Source organism: Corallococcus sp. BB11-1, from assembly GCF_026626625.1.
Classification (GTDB): Bacteria; Myxococcota; Myxococcia; order Myxococcales; family Myxococcaceae; genus Corallococcus; species Corallococcus soli.
This window is the reverse complement of sequence record NZ_JAPNJY010000028.1, coordinates 811,939-834,226: the sequence shown is the minus strand read 5'-3', so window position 1 is coordinate 834,226 and position 22,288 is coordinate 811,939. Positions and strand designations below refer to the sequence as shown.

Here is a 22,288-nt window from a genome sequence, read left to right as displayed (position 1 = left end):
GAACTCCTCGCTTAGGGGGTCGTTGCTTCGGTTGGAATGCTCAGGGTGCCCACGGTGCCCTTCGTCACGCGCAGCAGCTCCGCGGGCGTCAGGCGCAGCAACAGCTCCGGCCGCCCGCCGCCGCCGTAGCCCTCCGGGTAGTCCAGGACGGACGCGTCCACGAACACGCGCAGCGGGTGCGGATGGCCCAGGGGCGGCGTGCCTCCGGGCGGATAGCCCGTCGCCTCCAGCGCCCGCTCGCGGCTCGCGAACGCGACCTTGCGACAGCCGGCCGCCCGCGCCACCGCCTTGAAGTCCACGCGCCGGTCGCCGGGCAGCACGACGACCAGCACCTCGTCCGCGTCCGTGGTGAACACCAGCGACTTGAAGATGCCACCCACGGCGATGCCCAGCTCGTGCGCGGCGGCCGCCGCCGTCGTCATCGGCGTCGCCAGGGTCAGCAGCTGCGCGTCCACCTGCTCGCGCTTCAGGAACTCGCCCAGGTCCGTCACGGCGTCACCGTCAGGACGATCTTCCCGATGTTGCGATTGGCCTCCATCTCCGCGTGGGCCTCCACCACCGCCTCCAGCGGCCAGCTCCCGTGGATGACGGGCGGCAGCCCTCCTCGCGCCAGCACCTCCATCCACCGCTGCCGGAAGCGCGCGTTGACCTGCCGCTTCTCCACCATGGGCCGCAGCCGCAGCGACGAGCCCTTGAGCTGCAACCGGCGCTGGACGACGCGCAGCAGGTCCAGCTCCGCCGCCATCCCATCCAGCAGGCCCACCAACACCAGACAGCCCTCGTGCTTCAGCACGGAGAGGTTGCGCGACAGGTACGCGCCGCCCACGAAGTCCATCACCAGGTCCACGCCCTCGCCGCGCGTGCGCGCCATCACCTCCGCCACGAAGTCCTGGCGCCGGTAGTCGATGGCCACGTCCGCGCCCAGCCGCTCCAGCGCCTCCACCTTCCGGGGCGTGCCCACCGTGCACAGCGCCGTCGCGCCAATGTGTTTCACCATCTGCACCATCGTCGTGCCGATGCCGCTGGCCCCCGCGTGCACGAGCACGGTGTGTCCGGGCTTGAGCCCGCCCAGCTCGAAGAGCGTCTCATTCGCGGTGAGGCAGGACTCGGCGGCGGCGGCGGCCTCCACGAAGCCCAGGGCCTCCGGGATGAGCAGCGCCATGTCCGCGTCCAGCAGGCAGTACTCCGCGTATCCGCCGCCCTCCACCACGCCGAACACGCGCTGGCCCCGGGTGAAGCCCTTCACGTCCTCGCCCCACGCCTCCACCGTGCCCGCGACCTCCACGCCGGGGATGGCGGATTGGCCCTCCGGGACGTGGTAGACGCCAGCGCGCTGGAGCAGGTCCGCGCGGTTGAGCGCCGTGGCGTGCACCCGCACGAGCAGCGCGTTGCCGCCGGGCACCGGGCGGGGGACGTCGCGGAGCTTCACCACCTCCGGGCCCCCGGAGCCTTCGAAGACGATGGCGCGCATGACGGTCAGTACCCGGCCCTTTCGTCGACACCGCGCTCGCGCGTGGGCACGAGGAAGCTGCGCTCGAACGTGAGGAACACCTCCCCGGTGGACTTCAGCCCCCGCGTCTCGCAGGTGACGATGCCTTCGCCCTCGCGCTTCGCGGACAGGCGCTTGGCGAGGATGCGGCTCTCCGCGTACAGCGTGTCCCCGGCGAACACCGGGTGCGTGAGGCGGATGCGGTCCCACCCCAGGTTCGCCAGCGCCCGGCCGCTGGTGCTGCGCACGCTCATGCCGCACACCACGCTGAACGTCACCAGGCTGGAGATGAGCGGCTTCTCCCACGGCGTGTGCGAGCAATAGGCCGCGTCCAGGTGCAGCGGGGACGGGTTGAGGCTCAGCGTGTTCATGAGCACGTTGTCGGCCTCCGTCACCGTGCGGCCGGGGCGGTGTTCGAAGACGTCCCCGACGGTGAAGTCCTCGAACGCGAAGCCCAGCAGCTCCCGGTAGCGCTGCGGTCCCACCTGCTTGTAGCCAGTGCCCTCCATGTCGTGTGTCCTCGCGCTCAGGGGGATGGCTTCAGAAGCCGGAGATGATGTCCTTCGCCGTCGCGCAGAAGCGCTTCAGCTCGTCCGGTTCGATGTCGGAGCGCATCATCAGGCGCACGCCCGCCTCGCCCTTGGCGACGACAGGGAAGAACACCGCCGAGCAGTAGTAGCCCGCCCGGTACAGCTCCTGGGACAGGCGCACGGCCTTCTCCTCCGCGCCGACTTCAATCTTGCGGATGGGCATGCCGTTGCCCGCGTGCTGCGACGGGAACTGGCTGTCGAAGTAGTCGATGTTCCGCGCCAGCTTGTCCTGGAGCGTCTTCAGCTCCGGGCTCTTGTGCAGCGCGATGCTGGCCAGCGACGCGCCGATGTTCGGCACCTGGAGGTTCTGCGACCACGCCAGCGGGCCCGCGTTGCGGTTGAGGAAGTTGAACAGCTTCTCGCTGCCCAGCATGGCCACGCCGCCCGCGCTGCCGAAGGCCTTGGCCAGCGACGCGACGATCATCGTCAGCGGGTTCATCTTCAGGCGCGAGCGGACCCAGCCCTCGCCGTGCTTCCCGGTGATGGACAGCGAGTGCGAGTCATCGAAGTACAGGAACAGGCCGTACTTCTCCTGGAGCTGGAGCAGGCCCTCCAGCTCGGTCAGCCCGCCCATGGAGTAGGCGCCGTCCGCCACGTAGGCGACGCGCGGGTACTTCTTGCAGACGTCCTCCAGGTAGTTGAGGTCGTTGTGGGGGCTGGTCAGCACCAGGCTCTCGTCCCCCACGATGGGCTTCACGTACGCCATGGAGAAGTGACAGAAGCGATCAAACACCATGACGCGCGGCTGCCCGTCCTCCGTCAGGTGTCCGGACGCGAGCAGCGGCAGGATGCCCGCGGTCAGCGCGGTACACGACGCGGCTGGCAGCGACGGGCAGCCGTAGAGGTCCCGCAGGCCCTCCTCCAGCCGCGCCATCAGGCTCAGGCGGATGCGCAGCGTGGAGAGCGCCAGGCCGATGGTGCCCTCCTCCTGGAGCGCGGTGATGGCGCCCTGGAGGATGGCCGGGTGGTGGTTGAGGCCCAGGTACGAGCACGAGCACAGCACCATGAAGGCGTGCCGGGTCGCCGTGTCGATGAGCTGGTTGTTGGACTCGAAGTCCACCTTGAGGTTGATGAGGCCGTGGTCCTCGGCCTGCTGCCAGCCGGCGTCACCCAGCCCGACGAACTTCTCGTTGTTGCGGTAGCGCCGGGGCCCCAGGACGCTCTCGGGAATGCTCGTTGCCATGCGGACTCCTCCTGCGCGGAATGGTCGGGAAAGACGGGGATGGGAGGCGGTGGGCGTCAGCCCTCGGTGATGCCGAAGTCCTCGAGCGTGCGCTTGGCGGCTTCGATGAACGGCGTGCCCACCATGGCGCCGTCGACGACGCAGATGTTCGCGTCCCGGGCCTGGCTCTCCGCGACGATCTTCCGCGCCTTCTGGAGGGTGCGCTCATCCGGGGAGAAGGCCTTGTTGATGATCTCCACCTGATGCGGGTGGATGGCCACCTTGCCGCTGAAGCCCAGGCTGCGCGCGCGGGCGGACTCCGCGCGCAGCCCCTCCAGGTCGCCCATGTCGAACTGGGGCGTGTCCACCACCTGGAGGTTCGCGGAGCGCGCGGCCGCCACCAGCCGGGAGCGCGCGTACAGCAGGGGCTCCCAGGCGAGCGCCGCGCCGATGCTGAAGGAGAAGTCGGCGGAGCCGAACACCAGCGCCTTGAGGCGGGGCGTCGCGAACACGATGGCGTCGAGGTTCTCGATGCCGCGCGGCGTCTCCACCAGCGCGAGCAGGTCCACGTTCGCGCACTCGGGCCCCAGCACCTGTTCGACGATCTCCAGGTCGCGAGGCGACTCCACCTTGGGGATCATGATCGCGTCGGGCTTCGCCGCGTACTCACGCAGGGCCAGCAGGTCACGCAAGCCCTCATGGCGCGTCACGGAGTTGATGCGCACCGCGCGGCGGCTCTCCCCGACCCGGGGCGCCGTGAAGAACGCCTCCGCGTGCTGGCGGGCAGCGTCCTTGTGCGCCGCCGCCACGGAGTCCTCCAGGTCCACCAGACTGATGTCCGCGCCGGACTGCTGCCCTCGCTCGAAGCGATCCACAGCGAGCGCCGGGGTGAACAGGATGGAGCGGCAATAGCGGGTGAAGCGCATGACGGCCTCCAGTCAGTGAATGACTGGGTACGCGTCTATCCATAGCACGTCAAGATTCAAAACCCTTCAACCCAAACATCCCCAGGCGCACAGGCGAAACGTATTGATATGTCTTTGAATGTGGAGCGATGTTGTGCGACGGGGAATAACATCACCCAGCGCATGGGTAGACCCAGACCTACCGGCTGAGTCACACGCGCCGCGTCAGCGCACGCGTGTGACAAGCCGAACCGCGTCGTCGCAATATCCCAGCACCGCGGGAATGGGATGACCTGTCAGGTGCGCGCGAGTACGGGAAAACCGTGGGGTTCGTGAGACAGGGAGAGTCCGCGCACGAACAGGTAGGCCTCCAGGTCCTCGCCGGCCTCCGCTGCCTCCGGCCACCACCGCTCCGGAGTGAAGCCGAAATGGACGGAGCGAATGGGGCGATCAATCAGCCGGGGAACCCAGGCGCGCAGGTCGAAGGGCGCGCGGGCGAAGATGTCATCGATGTACAGCGTGTCGCCCTCCACGCCCGCGGAGATCCACGCGTCGTCCCCCAGTCGCAACAACGGCCGCGCGAAGCCATTGGCCACGTGCCAGCTCGCGGCGGTCGAGTACCCGCGCGCGCCGAAGCGCTCCGTCACGGGGAGCCCCTCGCTGGAGAGCGCGGACAGGCCCGCGCGCACCGCCGCGTCCTCCAGGTCGGGCCTGGGCGCGGGGGGGCCTTCCGGCTGGGCCTCGTACGCAGCGGCGAACAGCGTCTGCTTGCAGGGCTGGAAACCGAAGCGCGGGTAGTACTGGAGCACCCTGGGATTGGCGAACAGCAACATGGGCGCACCGCCGCACGCGTCCAGCGCGGCGCTCATCACCACCTGGGACAATCCCCGTCCGCGATGTGACGGCACACACCCCACCGCGCCCAGTTGCCAGGCCACCACCTCGCGACCTTCCACGAGCAGCCGCATCCTCATCACCGCGGTATTTGCGACCACGCGGCCTTCCTCCAGCACCGCGAAGGCCCGGTAGTCGTCGGTCCATTCCCCCCACTGACACCAGCGCCTGAAGTCGGCGCGGCCGAACACCTGGGGCACGAAGTCGCAGAAGGCAGACTGCAAGCCGGGGTCGCGAGGACCGACTTCGGTGACCTGGGGGGCCGCGTCCATTTTCATCCGGGGACCATTGCACGCGCGCCCAGGGAATTCATCCCGAGGCAACCACCCGACGCGGGGAGAGGTCACCGAGTCAGGGACGCCTCGGATTGACGCGTTCTTCGACGTCAATCTAACTTCAAGTCATGTGGGCACTGAAGAACCGGACGGTCTACGCGGCAGAACGAAATTGGACGCGTGACAAGGACGGAGTGCATTGGTGGCTCGTCGCGATCAAGGCGACATTTGACATCAGGGCTGGAGGGCGGCTTCGGCTGGCGGACAAGCAGAGCATGCCCGTGCTGATGCCGGAGTACTTCAGCGAACCAGGCCGGTCCAGCCTGCGCTACGACTCCGATCTCCTCGCGGTGAAGCCAGGAACGGATGTGCTTGTCGTTGCGCACGCGCACGCGCCTCACGGAAAGCCTGCGCCGACCGTCAGGGTCGTGCTCCGCCTTGCCCAATTGCAGAAGGAATTGCTTGTCCACGGCGAACGAACATACGAGCGGGGGCTGTTCAACATGAGCATGACCCGCCCACGACCCTTCACCTCCCGACCGATCCGATACGAACTCGCGTTGGGTGGCAGCGATCTGTGTGACGCCGACCCCAGCAAGCATCTCTTCGATGAGCGCAACCCGCTCGGGCGCGGCTTCGCGGTACGCGCTGCCCATCTGGAGGGAAAGCCGGCCCACGCCATTGAGTACCCAGACGACGCGCCCTCGGTCCCCGGCCCCGCGGGGTTCGGCCCGATTGATGCCTCCTGGATGCCCCGCCGCAAGCTCGCGGGGACGTATGACGCCCGGTGGGAGAAGACGAAGAAGCCTTTGCTCCCGGATGACTTCGACCCGGCTTTCGCGCTGAGTTCCCCCTCCGACCAGCGGCCCGCAAGAGCGCTGGTCGGTGGAGAACGGGTCGAACTGCTGAACATGACCCCTGAAGGCGTCCTGCGCTTCGAACTTCCGCACGTCTCGCTCGGATTCACCACCCGCTTCGGCTCGCGACGCGAGCAGCACGGTTCGCGGATGACGACGGTTCTCTTGGAGCCTGAGGACAGGCGGCTCTCACTGGTGTGGCAGAGCGCGCTCCGAGTCCCCACGCCAGAGGCGGACTATCTCGATGAAACGGAGATCGTCGAGCTGAGAGGTGTGACATGAGCGCCGAGTTCGAGGTGGTGGCCGTGGGCGCACGGACACCCGTCGGAGTCTCCGCGGAGAGCAGCGCGGCGGCGGTGCGCGCCCGCATCTCGCGGTACGCCGAGTATCCCTTCATTGACGCGCGTGGCGAACCGGTGGTGGTCGCCGCCGATGGCTTGCTCGAGCCGAAGCTCGAAGGCCGCGAGCGCCTCGTGCCGATGCTCGAAAGCGTTCTCGATGAAGTCGAGAGCAAGCTCGGTCCAGGAGTCTCTCAAGCAAACGGCCTTCGCCTGTTGCTCGCCCTGCCAGAGAACCGACCGGGCTTCTCCGAGGACGACGCGGGCTGGTTGGTCCATACCCTCACGGCACGCTACCCGTCGAAGTCCTCCAGCCCTCGCGTCGAACTCGCGGGACGCGGCCACGCGGGGGCAATCCAGGCCGTGGAGCAGGCACAAAGGGAGTGCTCCTCGGGGCGGGAGCATGTGTTCCTGGTCGTGGGTGTCGACAGCTACCTGCACGCGGAAACGTTCGGTTGGCTGGAGCACGGGCGCCGGTTCGCGCAGCGGGGGATTCGCGGCGGCTTCGTCCCTGGAGAGGGTGCCGGATGTCTTGCCCTGATGAGCGCGGGGCTGCGCCGTCGCTTGCGCCTGCCTCCATTGGCCACCGTCCGGGGCGTGCGCACGGCACGGGAGGTCCAATTGCGCGACAGTCCCACGGGCTCGTTCGGTGCCGGAATGACCCAGGCCGTCCAGGGCGCCATCGCGGGGCTCGACCTTCCACGAGAGGCTGTTGATTCCCTCTGCATGGACATCAACGGCGAGCGGTATCGCAGCGAGGAATGGGGTTTCGTCGCGCTGCGGACGCCTTCGGTGTGGAAGTCCACCAGGTACATTGCCCCAAGCGGTTCCTGGGGAGATGTGGGCGCGGCGTTCGGAGCACTTGGAGGCGTCCTGGCGGTACGATTATTCGCCCGGGGCTACGCGCCAGGCCCCCGGGTCATGGTGCTGGCAGGTTCAGATGGCGGGCTGCGTGGGGCGATGCTCCTGCAGGCGCCGCAACCCTCGTGAGGAGTCACTTCCATCAACGTGGAGGGTCCCACGAGCTTCGCGGGTCCGGGCTCCATGGACGTGAAGATCGAAGGAAAGAACGTCCAACTGCTGGGCGACCCCATGCTCAATAACGGAGGGCCCAGCGGCACTCCGGCCAATGCGGCGACGCTGATGGGCGTGATCCAAACGAGCGGGTTCGTCACGGCTGTCACGGGAGATGAGGCCTGCCCCTTGAACGCCAGCCATGAACCCCATGGGCCCCTGGAAGAAACGGAACAGACGAAGACCGACGCGGCGCAACTGGCCTCAATGCTTGAGGTTGTCCTGAAGGAGAAGGGATATCGCCTGGTGCGGATGCTCGGCGTGGTGCAGTGCCGTTGCGGCAAGAAGAAATATGCGGATCACTCGTCCGTGACGCTCACGGAGTTCGAAGAGGCGGTGAGACGACTCAAGGCACCATGGCGGTCACCGCCAGGCTCGCTCTCGCTCAGGGATTTCCTTGGCAAGAAGACCAAGGAGGAAAGAGATGCGAATGCAAAGGCGGCGGACAACTCGGAAAGGCGGATTCGCGAGCGCCTTCTTGCTCGTTTCGCCAACGCATCCGAAGTGGAGGAACTCTGGGTGGATGCGGAGAAGCGCTTCAAGGACAGCATTGAGCACCGGTTCAAGGTCCCAGACTTTCCTGCCGCATACCCTCCAGGAGCCTGTGCGGCCCAGAAAGCAATCGTGCTCGCATGGGACAACGGCGCCGCCACGGGTGCTCTCACCGAGCGGTGGTTCCATACGGAAGGGGGTGAGACAATGGCACCCATCCAATTCCTGGATGCAAAGACCAACACGGTGAAGACGGAGCGATTCAAGAGCGGCGAAACCGTCCCACCGTGCAGAACCTGCGAACTCATCGTTCCGGTGATGCTCTGCCCCGGCGACAAGGAGGCACAATGCCTACACCAGGACTAGAATCAGGACTGGAGGAGTTCCTCCTGAAGATTGTCCCAGGGCTCGCCGAGCAGTGGCAAGGCAGCCCGCCGGAAGAGATTGCACAAATCGAGGAACTGGCGGGCCGTCCACTCCCTCCGTGCTATCGCTGGTTCCTGAGCCGCATGGGTCGGAACATGGGTCCTCTGGCCTACCAACGGATGGACTTCTCCGCACAGCGCGTGCTCACCAGCTACGCTGACGGTCTGATCGAGCCTGATTCCCAGTTCCTGTTCATCGGACACGATCCCGACAAGTACATGCCCTTGCATTTCTTCTTCGATCTCGATCTGCCAGTACGAGGCGATGCCCGGGTGACGAGGCGGCCTGCGGAGGGCTTTGAGCGTTACGACCAGTTCGAGACCTTCCGCGAACAACTGGCCTATGGAGCGCTCTTGAGCTTCCGGATTGGCCTGATGAAGCAGCGCTGCACGGCATTGTTCAGGAGCAACGAGCCCGAAGTCCTCTCATACCTCACTCCGGTGATGGACGGCCTTGGGTTCGCCCGACCGGTCCTCACCGGGCGCTACTGCGAACTGTATCTGGGGCAGGATGCGGCCATGGTCTGCGATGTCGTTCCTCGCGACGAGCCTCTGGTCGTGATGGGCTTCACCCTGGGGGGCAGCGATTCAGGAGCCCTGAGGAGGATCCTGGGCACCATCACGACCGAAACGCCCCTGACGCTCAGGAGGATGGAATGGGATCCCCCCCTCCCCTGAGACGCCCTCCCTACACAACCCCAATCCCCAGACGAGCATGAACGACAGGTGCACGCTGGGGTGGAACGGCAGGTAGTGCACCAGGGCCAGGACGTGGAAGCCCACGAAGGACAGCAGCGCGCCCGTCGCGATGAGGGACCCCTGGCGGTGCCTTCGCACCAGCGCCCTTGCCAGCAGGCCGTGCATCGCCGCCAGCAGCACCAGCCCCACGAGCCCCGTCTCCGCCCAGGCCGTCAGCCAGAGGTTGTGGGCGTCCGTGGCCAGCAGGTCCGTGATGCCCGTCTGGGCCTGCGTCGCCAGCGCCGCGGGTTTGTGATTGCCGAAGCCCACGCCCACCCAGGGGTGCTCCTTCACCAGCCGCCAGCCCACTGACATCGCCAGCGAGCGCTCCCCGCTGCCGAAGAGGTTGTCCACCGCCTTGCCGAACCGCTCCCGCCACGCGGGCGTCAGCAGCACCAGCACCACCAGCGCCACCGCCACGCCGAGCCCCGCCTTGCGCGCCGTCCCCCTCAGGAGCAGCAGCAGCGCCAGCACGCACACGCCCAGCGCCGCCCCCAGCGCCGCCCGCGCGAACGCTCCGTAGATGGACAGCAGGAGCCCCAGCACCACCGCCCCCGCCATCACCCGCTGCCGCGCCACCCGCGAGCGCCCCAGCACCGCCAGCACCGGCCCCAGCACCGCGATGGCCCCGTGCGCGAACCGCAGCCGGTGGAAGAAGAAGCCTCCTGAGGCGTACCGGGGGGACTCCTCCGTGCCGAAGTTCTCATGCAGGCGCGACAGGTTCAGCTTCGTGAACGAGGGCGGCACCCACGGCCAGCGCACCCGGTGCTGGAAGAGACCCAGCGCCGTCGCCAGCAACCACCCGCCCACGACGATGCCGCCCAGCAACACCCACGGCACGCCCAGCGTCCCGATGCAGGCCACCGCCGCCCCCGCCACCGTGTCCAGCGCCTGCCCGTACCGGGCGCCCCGGGGCCACTTCGTCGCCGCCCCCGTCGCCAGCGCCACCGCCGGGGACAGCAGCTGCCACAGGCACAGCGCGACGCTCGCCACCACGAAGGCGCGCACGTCCTGCTCCAGCCGCAGCCGCTTCGTCACCGCCAGCGTCAGCGCCAGCGCCGTGGCCAGGATGGCGCCCGCCTGGAGCACGGCCTCCGCCAGCACCAGCCCCACCGCGTAGAGCCCCAACACCGCGGCGACCGCGGTCCTCCAGCGCCCACCCTCGACCGTCTGAGAATCCGTGCTCATGGTGCGCCCCGGCGTCGCGAGGCGGCTGGACCCTACCTCACCCGCGAGCCCCCTCCAGCGCGGACCTTCCCCTCCTGCCGGGCAGGCCCCGGAATCCGGGGCGCGGACGCCGGGAATCGCACCGGCGCGCTTGACCCTGGCGACGCGGACGGGCACCCGTTACTCAGGGCCCCTTCCCCCGGGCCCGAACCTCCCGCCATGCGCACCACCCACCGACCTTTCACCACCCTTGCTCTCGCGCTGTGCATGTTCATGGCCGCACTGGAGATGACCGTCGTCTCCACCGCCATGCCCACGGTGGTCAGCGACCTGGGCGGCATCCAGAGCTACGCGTGGGTCTTCACCGCGTACATGCTGTCGTCCACCATCACCGTGCCCATCTACGGGAAGCTCGCGGACCTGTATGGCCGCAAGCCGGTGCTGCTCTTCGGCACGGGCCTGTTCCTCGTGGGCTCCATCGCCAGCGGCCTGTCCACGTCGATGAACATGCTCATCGCCTTCCGCGTCCTCCAGGGACTGGGCGCCGGGGCCATGCAGCCCATCGCGCTCACCATCATCGGGGACATCTACACGCTGGAGCAGCGCGCGAAGGTCCAGGGGGCCTTCAGCGCCGTGTGGGGACTCGCCGGGCTCGCGGGGCCGCTCACCGGGGGCCTCATCGTGAAGTACTTCACCTGGCACTGGGTCTTCTTCATCAACGTCCCCATCGGCGTGGGCGTCATGGCGCTGCTCGTCTTCTTCTTCCAGGAGCAGATGAAGAAGAAGGCGGACGTGCGGCTCGACTACGCGGGCGCGGCGCTCCTGTCCGCGGGCGTGGTGGCCCTCCTGTTCGGCGTGCAGGGGACCGGCAGCTCGCTGCTCGCCCTGCCCGTCGCGGGCGTGCTCCTGGTCGCGTTCGTGTTCGTGGAGCGGCGCGCCGCCGAGCCCGTCATCCCGATGAGCATCTTCAAGATCCCCGCCATCGCCATCTCCTCCACGGCGGGCGCGCTCTTCTCCGCCGCCATGTTCGGGGCCACCACCTACGTGCCGCTGTACGTGCAGGGGGTGCTCGGCGGCTCGGCCACCCTGGCGGGAGGGATGATCACCCCGATGATCGTCGGCTGGCCGCTGGCGAGCCTCGTCGCGGGGAAGCTGATGCTTCGCACCGGCTTCCGTCCGCTCATCATCGGGGGCCTGGGCCTGTCCGTGGTCGGCACGGGGCTGATGGCGCTGCTGCTCAAGCCGGGGGCGTCCCTGCTGGTGCCGGAGCTCGCGATGGGCCTGTTCGGCATCGGCCTGGGCTTCACGTCCACCGCGCTGCTCATCGCGGTCCAGACGAGCGTGGGCTGGGAGCTGCGCGGGGTGGCCACGGCCAGCAACATGTTCTTCCGCACCATCGGTGGGGCGCTGGGCGTGGGGCTGATGGGCGGCGTGCTGGTGACCCAGTTGATGAAGGATCCGCGCGTGCCGGTGAGCGCCGCCAACGAGCTGCTCGGGCCCGAGCACGGACGCGGCCTGCCTCCCGCCATCCTGGAGACGCTCAGCGGGGCGCTGGGCACCGGCCTCACCATCAACTTCTGGATCATCTGCGCGGCCGCCGTCGCCGCGTTCTCCGCCGGTCTGTTCTTCCCCAAGGTGAAGCGCGGCACCACGCCGGTGAACCTGTCCGACGCCAGCACGACCCACTGAGGCCCCAGGACCGACGTCACGCAGGGCGACTGTCATTGCGCTGACAGAGTTCGTGGCAGGCGGGCCGGCCGCCCGGGTTTCGCACCCCGGGCCATTGCGTGACGTTCAATGACTGGAGTCTGGTTTGCCCGCACCATCTGCGTGGGGGCGACACGGATGCCAGGACCGCTGGGTGAAGCCGAGCTGGAGAAGATTGACGCCTACTGGCGCGCGGCGAACTACCTCTCCGTCGGGCAGATCTACCTGAAGGACAACCCGCTGCTGGAGCGGCCCCTCGTGGTGGACGACATCAAGCCCCGGCTGCTGGGCCACTTTGGCACCACGCCCGGCCTCAACTTCATCTACGTGCACCTGAACCGCATCATCCGGCTGCACCGGGCCAACATGATGTATCTGATTGGCCCCGGCCACGGCGCGCCCGGCATCATCGCCAACACGTTCCTGGAAGGCTCCTACACGGAGCTGTATCCCAACATCGAGCGCAACCGCGACGGGATGAAGCGCCTGTTCCGCCAGTTCTCCTGGCCCTACGGCGTCCCCAGCCACGACTCGGCCGAGGTGCCCGGCTCCATCAGCGAGGGCGGCGAGCTGGGCTACTCCCTGCTGCACGCGTACGGCGCCGTCTTCGACAACCCGGACCTCATCGTCCCCTGCGTCGTCGGCGACGGCGAGGCGGAGACGGGCGCGCTCGCCGCGAGCTGGCACTCCAACAAGTTCATCAATCCCATCACCGACGGCGCCGTGCTGCCCATCCTGCACCTCAACGGGTACAAGATCGCCAACCCCACGGTGCTCGCCCGCATCGACGCCGACGAGCTGGAGGCCCTCTTCCGGGGCTACGGCTACCAGCCCTTCTTCCTGGAGGGCGACGACCCCAGGAGGATGCACCAGGAGATGGCGGCGCTCCTGGACCTGCTCTACGCCGAAATCCTGCGCATCCAGCGTCACGCGAGGGAGAACCGCGACGCCACCCGCCCCCGCTGGCCCATGCTCGTGCTGCGCACCCCCAAGGGGTGGACCGGCCCGCGCGAAGTGGACGGCAAGCAGGTGGAGGGCACCTGGCGCTCCCACCAGGTCCCGCTGGAGGAGGTGCGCACCAACCCGGAGCACCTGAAGCTGCTCGAAGCGTGGCTCCACAGCTACCGCCCCCGGGAGCTGTTCGACGCGAACGGCACCTTCCGCGAGGAGCTGGCGGACCTGGCGCCCAAGGGGCGGCTGCGCATGGGCGCCAACGCCCACGCCAACGGCGGCCAGCTCCTGGTGCCGCTCGCGCTGCCGGGCTTCCGCGACTACGCCGTGGACCCGGGCCCGCCGGGCTCCAGGCAGGTCAGCGCCACGCGGGTGCTGGGCGGCTACCTGCGGGACGTGATGCGCCACAACCTGGGCACGCGGAACTTCCGCATGTTCGCGCCGGACGAGAACGCCTCCAACCGGCTCCAGGACGTCTACGCGGTCAGCGGCAAGACGTGGGACGCGAAGCGGGAGCCCACGGATGAGCACCTCTCCGCCGACGGACGGGTGATGGAGGTCTTGAGCGAACACCTCTGCCAGGGGTGGCTGGAGGGCTACCTGCTCACCGGACGCCACGGCTTCTTCAGCTGCTACGAGGCGTTCATCCACATCATCGATTCGATGTTCAACCAGCACGCCAAGTGGATCAAATCCGCGAAGGAGCTGCCCTGGCGCAAGCCCATCGCGTCGCTGAACTACCTGCTCAGCTCGCACGTGTGGCGGCAGGACCACAACGGGTTCTCCCACCAGGACCCGGGCTTCATCGACCACGTGGCCAACAAGAAGGCGGACACGGTGCGCATCTACCTGCCACCGGACGCGAACACGCTGCTGTCCGTGACGGACCACTGCCTGCGCTCCAAGAACCAGGTGAACCTCATCATCGCGGGCAAGCAGCTGGCGCCCGTGTGGCTGGACATGGAGAGCGCCGTGCGCCACTGCTCGGCGGGCATTGGCGCGTGGGACTGGGCCGGCAACGACGACGGCGACCCGGACGTGGTGATGGCCTGCGCGGGCGACGTGCCCACGCTGGAGACGCTGGCGGCGGTGACGCTGCTGCGCACCTGGGCGCCGGAGCTGAAGGTGCGCGTCGTCAACGTGGTGGACGTCTTCACGCTCGCCCCGGTGCGCGTCCACCCGCACGGCCTGAACGAGGAGGACTTCAACCGCCTGTTCACCACGGACAAGCCCGTCGTGTTCGCGTTCCACGGCTACCCGACGCTCGTGCACAAGCTCACGTACAACCGGGCCAACCACGACAACATCCACGTCCATGGCTACAAGGAGGAGGGCACCACGACGACCCCCTTCGACATGACGGTGCTCAACGACCTGGACCGCTTCACGCTGGCGCTGGATGCCATCCGGTACTCGCCCGCCGCGCGCCACCGGCTGAACGACGCGGAGCAGCGCTTCTCCGAGGTGCGGCAGCAGCACAAGCTCTACGTGTCGGAGCACGGCGAGGACATGCCCCAGGTCCGCGACTGGAAGTGGACCTCGCGATGAGCGACGCCGGCGCGGTGCTGGTCATCAACAGCGGCTCGTCGTCGCTGAAGTTCGGGCTCTTCGTCGAGCACGCGGGCCGGGACACCGTGCGGTTCAAGGGCAGCGCGACCCACATCGGCGCGGAGCAGGGCCGGTTCGTCCTGGAGGATGGCGAAGGCCGACAGGTGCGCGCCGAGGACGTGCGGCACCCCACCCAGGAGGACGCCTTCCACGCCGCCGTGCGGCACCTGGAGGCGGCCGGCGCGCCGAGGCCCCTCGCCATCGGGCACCGGGTGGTGCACGGCGGGCCCCGGCTGCGCGAGCACCAGGCCCTGACGCCCGAGGTGCTGGAGGCCCTGGAGGACGCCACGCACTTCGCGCCCCTGCACATCCCCCCGGCGCTCACGCTCATCCGGGCCGCGCAGGCGCGCTACCCGGGCGTGCCCCATTTCGCCTGCTTCGACACGGCCTTCCACGCCACCCTGCCCCCCGCGGCGTCCACGCTGCCCCTGCCCCGCGCCGTGCGCGCGCAGGGCGTGCAGCGGTACGGCTTCCACGGCCTGTCGTACGAATCCATCGTCGCGAGGCTTGGGCCCGCCGTGCCCGCGCGCGCCGTGGTGGCCCACCTGGGCAGCGGTGCGAGCCTCGTGGCGCTCGACCACGGGCGCTCCGTCGATACGTCCATGGGCTTCACGCCCACGGGGGGCATCCCCATGGGTACCCGCACGGGCGACCTGGACCCGGGCGTGCTGCTGTACCTGCTGCGGACATGCGGGCTGGACGCGGGAGCGCTCGAGGCGGTGGTGAACCGCGAGGCCGGGCTGAGGGGGCTGTCGGAGGGGACCAGCGACATGCGGGCCCTCACGCGCGACGCGGAGGCGGGCGACGCGGCGGCGGCGCTCGCGCTGGACGTGTTCACCCGGAGCATCGCCAAGACGGTGGGGGCCTACGCCGCGGTGCTCGGAGGGCTGGACCTGCTCGTCTTCACGGGAGGCATCGGGGAGAACAGCGCGGGGGTGCGCCAGCGCGTCTGCGCGACGCTCGGCCACCTGGGCATCACGCTCGACGCGGGCCGCAACGAAGCAGGGGCGGAAGTCATCTCCGCCCAGGCGTCCGCGTGTCCGGTGCGGGTGCTCCCCAGCGACGAGGAGGGGCAGCTCGCGCGGCACACCCGGCGGCTCCTGCGCGGCTGAGCAATTCGGGTGCCGGGCCCCGGCTACTTCGCCGCGCGCCGCCTTCGCGGCAGGGGCAGCAGGCCCTCGCGGTGCAGCCACAGGCCCCCGGCCACCAGGGTCAACAACGTCGTCGGCATCCAGGCCGCCACGGCGGGCGCCAGCCGTTCGGTGAGCACCAGCGTGCGGGACACCACCATCAGGCCCCACATGGCCACGGCGATGAGCAGGCCCTCCACCACGGCGGCCGTCAGGTGTCCCCGCCGGTTCGTGCGCAGCGCGAGCCCCACCGCCAGCAGGGCCGCGGGCAGCCCCGCCAGCGCGTACGCGAACCGGTTGTGCCACGCGAGCTGGAAGCCCCGCGTCGCCAGCCCCACCTCCGCGCGCGCGGCGATCTGCTCACGCAGCTCCCCCAGGCGCATCTGCTCCGGCCTCCCCGGACGGATGCGGAACGTCGTCGCGCCCACGCCCAGCTCGTACTCGGCGCGCGGCTGCTGCTGGACGGTCGTGCGCCCGTCCTCCGTGAAGGTGCGCTCCACCACGTCCGTCAGCTCCCAGCGGTTGTCCGCGAGCGAGCGCATCCGCCCCGCGTCCACGCGCCGTCGCAGCTTGAACTCCGGCGTCAGCGTGAAGATGGAGACGTTCTCGAAGCCCTCCTGCGCGTCGCCGCCGCGCAGGAAGAAGATGTTGTCGCCCCGCCGGAACCACTGCTTCGGCGTGTAGTACAGGCGCCAGTCCCCCCACCGGTTGAAGCGCTGCGTGGTGATTTCGTCCACGCGCCGGCCGGCCCTCGCGGCCACCGTCTCGTCGAAGAGGACCAGGCCCAGGCACGCCAGCAGCGCGCACAGCCCCACCGGCAGGTAGAGCGCCGCCGGCCCGAAGGTGAGCGCCCGGAGCGCCGTCACCTCGCCCTTCTTGCGCAGCGCCGACACCGTGGTGCCCGCCGCCAGCAGCAGCGCCGCCGGCCCCAGCTGCTGCACCGTCACCAGCGCCTTGTAGCCGTAGAGCTTGAGCACGTCCCACACCCAGCCCTCGCCCCCGTAGGCCTTCGCGCGGTCCACGAAGTCCACCACCAGGAACACCGCCACCACGCCCGCCAGGATGCCCAGCGTGTAGCGCACGTAGGCGCGCACCACGTAGCCGAACAGCGTGGGGTTCATCGCACCGTTCCCGAGCGCGCCACCCGGTACAGCGCCACCGCGCCCACCACCATGAAGAGCACGTTGGCGAGCTGCCCCGCGACGAGCACCGGCAGCTGCCCCTTCTGGCCCATCTGCTCGAACGCGCGGCTGAGCAGGTAGTAGAGGACGTAGCCGCCCAGCGTCAGCAGGTAGCCCCAGGCGCGGCCGGACTGCCTGCGGCCAATGGCCAGCGGCGTGGCCAGCAGCGCGAACGCCACCGGTGCCACCGCGTTGCCCAGCCGGCTGTGCAGCGCCATCAGGAACGGCCTCGGGTTGTCCTGGCGCTCCTCCGCGTCCTTCGCCGCCGCCAGCAGCTCCACCGGCGTCAGCTCCTCCTTGGGGGAGCGGAACCGGTTGCGCCGCGACAGCGAGCCGCCCAGCCCCACGTTGATCTGCGCCTTCTCGAAGGAGACGGTGCTGGCGTCCACCGAGGCGCGGTTGGCGCGGTGCACCTCACCCTGCTGCAGTTCGATGGTCAGCGCCTCGCCGCGCTCGGAGGTGCCCACGCGTCCCCGGTGGGCCAGCACCAGCAGCGGGGAGCTGGGGTCGCGGTCGTCGTGCAGCAGCACGTTCGTCCACCCGCCCCCGTTGGGCGCCACCTTCTGCGCGTACAGCGTGAGGTCGCTCAGGTCCTCGTAGAAGACGCCGGACTTCACGTCGCCCGCGACGTTCTTCTGGATGACCTCGCCCACCAGCTCCTTCACGCCCGTGAGCCCCCAGGGCTCCACCGTGGAGGTGAGCAGCACCATCAGCCCGCTCAGCGCCAGCCCCACGCCCAGGGGGGCCGCCAGCAGTTGGAGCGGGCTGATGCCTAGGGACTGGAGCGACGTCAGCTCGCGGTCCTCTCCCAGCCGGCCCAGGCCCAGCAGGATGGCCAGGAGGAACGCGATGGGCAGCGCCATCACCAGGAAGTGCGGCGCCAGGTACGCGATGAGCCGGCCCAGGTCGCTCAGCGTCACCGCGGAGCCCAGCAGCACGTCCGTGCCCCGCAGGAACTGCATGACGAACAGCAGCAGGAACATGAACGCCACCCAGACGCCCAGGGGGACGAGCAGCTCCTTCAGCAGGTAGCGCGCCAGCAGCTTCACGGCCGCGTCCGGAGCCCTCGTGCGCCGATGTCCCGGCGGAAGTGCTTGCCCTCGAACCGGACCATGTCCGCCGACGCCAGGGCCCGCTCGCGCGCCTTGGCCAGGTCCTCGCCCCGCGCGCACACCGTCAGCACCCGCCCGCCCGCCGTCACCAGCGCGCCGCCCTCCTTCGCCACGCCCGCCAGGAACACCGGCGCGTTGAAGGGCACCGCCTCCAGGCCCTCAATCCGCTGGCCCTTCCTCGGCGCCTCCGGGTAGCCCTCCGCCGCCAGCACCACGCCCACGGAGCTGCCCGTGTTCTGCGCCAGCGTCCGGGGCTCCAGCGTCCCCTTCGCGCACGCGTCCAGGAGCGGCAGGATGTCCTCATCCAGCTGCATCATCAGGACCTGCGCCTCCGGGTCCCCGAAGCGCGCGTTGAACTCCAGCACCTTCGGGCCGGTGGCCGTGAGCATCAGCCCCGCGTACAGCACCCCGCGCAGCGGCGTGCCCCGCTTGCGCAGCACGGCCAGCGTCGGGGCGATGACCTGCTCGCCCACCTGGGCCAGCTGTTCGGCGGTGAGGAACGGCGCCGGGCAGTACGCGCCCATGCCGCCCGTGTTCGGGCCCGTGTCGCCCTCGCCCACGCGCTTGTGGTCCTGCGACAGCGGCAGGAGCACGTAGCGCTCGCCGTCGCACAGGGCCATCAGCGACACCTCCTCGCCCTCCAGCAGTTCCTCCAGCACCATCCGCTGGCCGGCCTGCCCCAGCGCCGCCACCGCGCGCACCGCGTCCCGCGCGGCCTGCGCGTCCGGCGCGACGATGACGCCCTTGCCCGCCGCCAGCCCGTCCGCCTTCACCACGATGCGGCCCTGCTGGACGGCGTACGCCTCCGCCTGGGCCGCGTCGGTGAAGACCTTGAAGGCGGCGGTGGGGACGCCCGCCTCCGCCATGATCTCCTTGGCGAACGCCTTGGAGCCTTCGATGCGCGCGGCCGCGGCCACGGGGCCGAAGCACGGGATGTCCACCTGGGCGAGCGCGTCCGCGACGCCCGCGACCAGCGGCGCCTCCGGGCCCACCACCACCAGGTCCACGCCCTCGCGGCGCGCCAGCGACACCACGGCCTCCGGCGAGTCCGCCTGCAGGGGCACGTTGGTGCCACACCGCGCCGTGCCGGCATTGCCCGGGCCACACAGGAGCCGGGAGAGGCGGGGACTCTGGGCCAGCTTCCACGCGAGCGCGTGCTCGCGGCCGCCCGACCCCAGCAACAGGACCTTCACGTCAACCTCGCTCGTCCAGCTTGAACAGCAGCTTCTTGGCCGGGAAGTAGGCGGGATCCAGTCCCACCACCTTCAACAGCATCGCGCGCGCCACGTCCGGCTGCGCGGCCACTTCCAGCGCCGCCAGATGGGTCTGCGCCGAAAGCATCTTCGGGGACACGTCCAACACGGAGCGCACCGTGCGCTTGGCCAGCTCCACGTCCCTGGCCGCCTGCGCCAGCCCCAACGACAGGCGCGCGATGGGCAGGCTGCGCTCCAGCGCCACCGCCTTCTCCGCCAGCGGGAGCGCCTGCGCGGACTTCCCGTCCAGCGCGATGAGCGACCGGTAGGCCAGCGCCGCGCCGGTGTTCACGCCGGTGTCCACCACCGCGCGGAACTGGCGATCCGCGCCCTGCAGGTCGCCCTGGTAGTAGCGCACGAGCCCCTCGTACAGCGCGGGCTGCACGTCGTCCGGGCCCGTGCCCAGGACCTGCACCACGCCCTCCACCCCGGCGAGCGTGTCGTTGGGGCGCAGCCAGAAGCGCGTCAGCGCGGGGCGCGGCGCCAGGCGCATCGGATCCCATTCCCGCGCCTCCAGCACGCCGAAGAAGAGGCGGAAGGTTTCGTCGCGCTGCTTCGCGCTGGCCGCCGCCACGCCCGCGAGCAGCTGCGCGTCCAGGCGGCGGGCGTCCATCCTCCCCGCCTTCATGAAGCGCTCCTGCGCCGCCGCCGGGTTCTGCTCCAGCAGCAGCGCCCGGCCCTCCAGCACCTGCTCCAGCGCGGAGTCCTCCAACCGGCCCTGGAAGCCCTTCAGGTGCTCGCGCGCCTTCGCGGCGTCCTTGCGCGCCAGGGCCACCATGAACAACTGCAGGTGGGCCTCCGGAAGGTCCTTCACCACCTTCAAGGCCTCGTCCGCGGCCTTCACCGCCCCGTCGGGGTTGCGCGAGGAGCGCTCCGCCGCGGCCAGGTGTCCCCAGATTTCAGAGGCGTCCCGGGGGCCGTAGCGGGACACGTTCTTCGCCAGGGCCCGCAGCTCGCGCACCGCCAGGTGCACGTCGCCTTCGGCCTGATAGCGCAGCACGGCCAGCGCGAGCAACGCGCGCACGTCCCCCGCGTTCGCCTTCACGCGGTCCTCGTACAGCTTGCGCGCGCGCGCGGGCTCCCCCACCTCCACGTAGATGCGGGCGGACGCCTCCAGGCTGTCCCAGTCCTGCGGATCCAGCTCCAGCCGGCGGCCCAGCATCTTGAGCGCCAGCCCGTACTGGCCGGCCTGCTCGTGGGCGAGCGCGCTGTAGTAGTCCACGCGCTTGAGGCCCGGCGCCAGCCGGCGCGCTTCGTCGAACGCCTTGTTGGCCAGCTCGCGCGACGAGGCCACCTGGGCGCGCCCCAGCACCAGGTGCGCCTCCGCCTTGTGCGCGTCCAGCGCCGTGGGCTGCGCCAGCACCGCCGTCGCCAGGAGGCTCGCCTCCTCCTGGTTGCCCGGCACGCGCATGCGGGCCAGCAGCAGGTTCGCGTGCGCGACGAGCAGCGCGGGCGTCCTGCCCGCCATGTCCTCCGCGGCCTGGATGAGTCCGCGCGCCTCCTGGAAGGAGTTGTCGTCCATGCCGGAGCCACGGCCGAGCGCCAGCGCCTGCACATATCCGGCGATGGCGTCGGTGCTGCGCGCGTCCAGCAGCAGCGCCTGCTGGAAGGACTCCTCGGCCTCCGCGTACGCGATGCGCTGGTCCTTCGCGAGCTGTTGCTGGCCCGTCGCAAGGTGCTCCGCGCTGGTGCCCTCCAGCTCCAGGAACTGGAGCTTCCAGCTGCGCATCGCGTCCAGCACCACCTGGGGCACGGCGGCCGGGGCGGCCGGAAGGGCGGCCCGGGCGGCTTCCTCCTGATGCGGCTTGTAGACGAGGAAGTAGCCGGCCGCGCCGACGCCGCCCAACACCACCACCCCGAGCAGGCCCACGGCCAGCGAACGGAGCCCGCCTCCGGAGCCCGCGCGCTGGGCGGTCCGGACCGGAGCGGCCGTCAGGTGCGAGGTGCGCGCGGGCTTCACCGCGCTGATGCGGGAGTCCGGCGACAGCGCCGTGGCCCCCGCGAGCCGGAGGTCGTCTCCCGACCCCTGCGAGCCTCCCGCGAAGTCCAGGTCCCCGCCGGACGACGCGGCGCCGGGGTCCAGGTTGCTGAGCATCGGCAGCTCCAGGTCACCCCCGGAGGACGCCGCCGGCGCCTGGGGCGCCACCACCACCGAGGCCTCCTGGGCCCCCACCGGGTCGCGCTGACGGCAGTCGTCACACGCGCCCATCGCCTGGTCGAACGGGTCCGCCAGCGCCTTGCCGCACGCGCGGCAGTTCGTCTGGGTCTGCGCGGGCGCGGCGGCCGGAGCCGGCGCCGGGGCGCGAGCGGACATGCGGCCCAGCGACACGCCTCCGGCAGGGGGCGCGGACGCCGGGGGAGAGGCCCCATCCCGTCCCAGGTCACTCGGCGGCGGCCCCAGGAAGTCGAGCAGCGGGTCCGCCGGAAGCTCCAGCGCGGGAGCGGCGGGCTTCGCGACCGGCTCCTTCTTCGCGGGCGCGGCGGGCGCGGGCTTCGCGACCGGCTCCTTCCTCGCGGGCGCGGAGGCCGGTGGCCCCAGGTCCGCGAAGGGGTCCGCGGCGAGGCTCGCGGGCGCGGTGGACCGGGAGGCCGGAGGGCCCAGGTCCGCGAAGGGATCCGCGTCCCTCGGGGGCCCGAGCTCCGGCATCGCCCCCGGATCCCCGAAGAGGTCCGAGGCCGGGGCCGGCGCTGCGGCGGCCGGAGGACTCCGGGGCCCTGGCGCGGCGGGCGGCGCTGGGGCGGCCGCGGGGGGCTTCGGCTCGGGGGCGGGGGGAGCCGCTCCGTCGGAGGGGGACGCCGTCACCGACGCGGCGGACGCCTCCCGCTTCACGAGCTGGAGGTGCCGGCAGCGGGGACACTGCGCGCGGACGCCCTTGGCCGAGATCAACCGATCGTCGATCGCGTAGGCCGCCGCGCATTTCTGACAGACGATGCGCATGA

Annotated in this window: 18 protein-coding genes; 7 read left to right on the top strand and 11 right to left on the bottom strand. The window is 70.2% G+C overall.

Translation table 11 applies throughout. From position 1 onward, the window contains the following. Nucleotides 1–11: 11 nt before the first annotated feature. The 6 genes from OV207_RS24565 to OV207_RS24540 all read right to left on the bottom strand — a co-directional run bounded on the left by OV207_RS24565 (nucleotide 12) and on the right by OV207_RS24540 (nucleotide 5,318). Nucleotides 12–491: an aminoacyl-tRNA deacylase gene (locus tag OV207_RS24565; protein WP_267557583.1), complete on the bottom strand. Its 480-nt coding sequence runs from the start codon at nucleotides 489–491 to the stop codon at nucleotides 12–14. Continuing rightward, nucleotides 488–1,471: an NAD(P)H-quinone oxidoreductase gene (locus OV207_RS24560; protein ID WP_267557582.1), complete on the bottom strand. Its 984-nt coding sequence runs from the start codon at nucleotides 1,469–1,471 to the stop codon at nucleotides 488–490. The genes OV207_RS24565 and OV207_RS24560 overlap by 4 nt, the downstream gene beginning before the upstream one ends. Nucleotides 1,472–1,476: 5 nt before the next feature. Continuing rightward, on the bottom strand, nucleotides 1,477–1,998 hold the full coding sequence (locus OV207_RS24555; protein WP_193429135.1) for a MaoC family dehydratase: 522 nt from the start codon (nucleotides 1,996–1,998) through the stop codon (nucleotides 1,477–1,479). 31 nt (nucleotides 1,999–2,029) lie between these two features. Further along, entirely contained in the window at nucleotides 2,030–3,262 is a 1,233-nt protein-coding gene (locus OV207_RS24550; protein WP_267557581.1) for an aminotransferase class I/II-fold pyridoxal phosphate-dependent enzyme, read from the bottom strand. Between the two features lie 56 nt (nucleotides 3,263–3,318). After that, nucleotides 3,319–4,167: an HpcH/HpaI aldolase/citrate lyase family protein gene (locus tag OV207_RS24545; protein WP_193429133.1), complete on the bottom strand. Its 849-nt coding sequence runs from the start codon at nucleotides 4,165–4,167 to the stop codon at nucleotides 3,319–3,321. A gap of 275 nt (nucleotides 4,168–4,442) precedes the next feature. Continuing rightward, nucleotides 4,443–5,318 carry a GNAT family N-acetyltransferase gene (locus OV207_RS24540; RefSeq protein WP_267557580.1) on the bottom strand — a complete coding sequence of 292 codons (876 nt, stop codon included), beginning with the start codon at nucleotides 5,316–5,318 and terminating at the stop codon, nucleotides 4,443–4,445. 125 nt (nucleotides 5,319–5,443) lie between these two features. Between OV207_RS24540 and OV207_RS24535 the strand changes: the two genes are divergently transcribed. From OV207_RS24535 to OV207_RS24520, 4 genes are read left to right on the top strand one after another with little or no spacing between them, the layout of a single operon-like run. Next, on the top strand, nucleotides 5,444–6,454 hold the full coding sequence (locus OV207_RS24535; protein WP_267557579.1) for a DUF2169 family type VI secretion system accessory protein: 1,011 nt from the start codon (nucleotides 5,444–5,446) through the stop codon (nucleotides 6,452–6,454). Continuing rightward, on the top strand, nucleotides 6,451–7,500 hold the full coding sequence (locus OV207_RS24530; protein WP_267557578.1) for a hypothetical protein: 1,050 nt from the start codon (nucleotides 6,451–6,453) through the stop codon (nucleotides 7,498–7,500). Before OV207_RS24535 ends, OV207_RS24530 begins: the two co-directional genes overlap by 4 nt. A 54-nt stretch (nucleotides 7,501–7,554) precedes the next feature. Further along, a complete protein-coding gene (locus OV207_RS24525) occupies nucleotides 7,555–8,442 on the top strand; it encodes a hypothetical protein (RefSeq protein WP_267557577.1) in 888 nt (295 codons plus the stop codon). Then, the gene (locus OV207_RS24520) at nucleotides 8,424–9,179 is read left to right on the top strand and encodes an SMI1/KNR4 family protein (protein ID WP_267557576.1); all 756 of its coding nucleotides are present in this window, start codon (nucleotides 8,424–8,426) and stop codon (nucleotides 9,177–9,179) included. The genes OV207_RS24525 and OV207_RS24520 overlap by 19 nt, the downstream gene beginning before the upstream one ends. On the opposite strand, the gene OV207_RS24515 is transcribed toward OV207_RS24520, so the two are convergent. Beyond that, on the bottom strand, nucleotides 9,090–10,427 hold the full coding sequence (locus OV207_RS24515) for an O-antigen ligase family protein (RefSeq protein ID WP_267557575.1): 1,338 nt from the start codon (nucleotides 10,425–10,427) through the stop codon (nucleotides 9,090–9,092). The two genes, OV207_RS24520 and OV207_RS24515, sit on opposite strands and share 90 nt — an antisense overlap. 198 nt (nucleotides 10,428–10,625) lie before the next feature. Between OV207_RS24515 and OV207_RS24510 the strand changes: the two genes are divergently transcribed. The 3 genes from OV207_RS24510 to OV207_RS24500 all read left to right on the top strand — a co-directional run bounded on the left by OV207_RS24510 (nucleotide 10,626) and on the right by OV207_RS24500 (nucleotide 15,784). Then, on the top strand, nucleotides 10,626–12,095 hold the full coding sequence (locus tag OV207_RS24510; RefSeq protein ID WP_267557574.1) for an MDR family MFS transporter: 1,470 nt from the start codon (nucleotides 10,626–10,628) through the stop codon (nucleotides 12,093–12,095). 156 nt (nucleotides 12,096–12,251) lie between these two features. Then, nucleotides 12,252–14,612, top strand: a complete 2,361-nt coding sequence (locus tag OV207_RS24505) for a phosphoketolase (protein ID WP_267557573.1) — start codon at nucleotides 12,252–12,254, stop codon at nucleotides 14,610–14,612. Next, nucleotides 14,609–15,784: an acetate/propionate family kinase gene (locus OV207_RS24500; protein ID WP_267557572.1), complete on the top strand. Its 1,176-nt coding sequence runs from the start codon at nucleotides 14,609–14,611 to the stop codon at nucleotides 15,782–15,784. The genes OV207_RS24505 and OV207_RS24500 overlap by 4 nt, the downstream gene beginning before the upstream one ends. Nucleotides 15,785–15,807: 23 nt before the next feature. Here the strand turns inward: OV207_RS24500 and OV207_RS24495 are convergent, their stop codons facing one another. The 4 genes from OV207_RS24495 to OV207_RS24480 are packed head-to-tail and all read right to left on the bottom strand — an operon-like array spanning nucleotide 15,808 to nucleotide 22,286. Then, complete coding sequence (locus OV207_RS24495; protein ID WP_193429127.1) at nucleotides 15,808–16,923, bottom strand: LptF/LptG family permease; 1,116 nt, start codon at nucleotides 16,921–16,923, stop codon at nucleotides 15,808–15,810. Next, a complete protein-coding gene (locus OV207_RS24490; protein WP_193429126.1) occupies nucleotides 16,920–18,032 on the bottom strand; it encodes an LptF/LptG family permease in 1,113 nt (370 codons plus the stop codon). The genes OV207_RS24495 and OV207_RS24490 overlap by 4 nt, the downstream gene beginning before the upstream one ends. Continuing rightward, nucleotides 18,029–19,288: a phosphoribosylamine--glycine ligase gene (gene purD, locus OV207_RS24485; protein ID WP_267557571.1), complete on the bottom strand. Its 1,260-nt coding sequence runs from the start codon at nucleotides 19,286–19,288 to the stop codon at nucleotides 18,029–18,031. The genes OV207_RS24490 and purD overlap by 4 nt, the downstream gene beginning before the upstream one ends. A gap of 1 nt (nucleotide 19,289) precedes the next feature. Next, a complete protein-coding gene (locus tag OV207_RS24480; protein ID WP_267557570.1) occupies nucleotides 19,290–22,286 on the bottom strand; it encodes a zinc-ribbon domain-containing protein in 2,997 nt (998 codons plus the stop codon). Nucleotides 22,287–22,288: the final 2 nt, after the last annotated feature.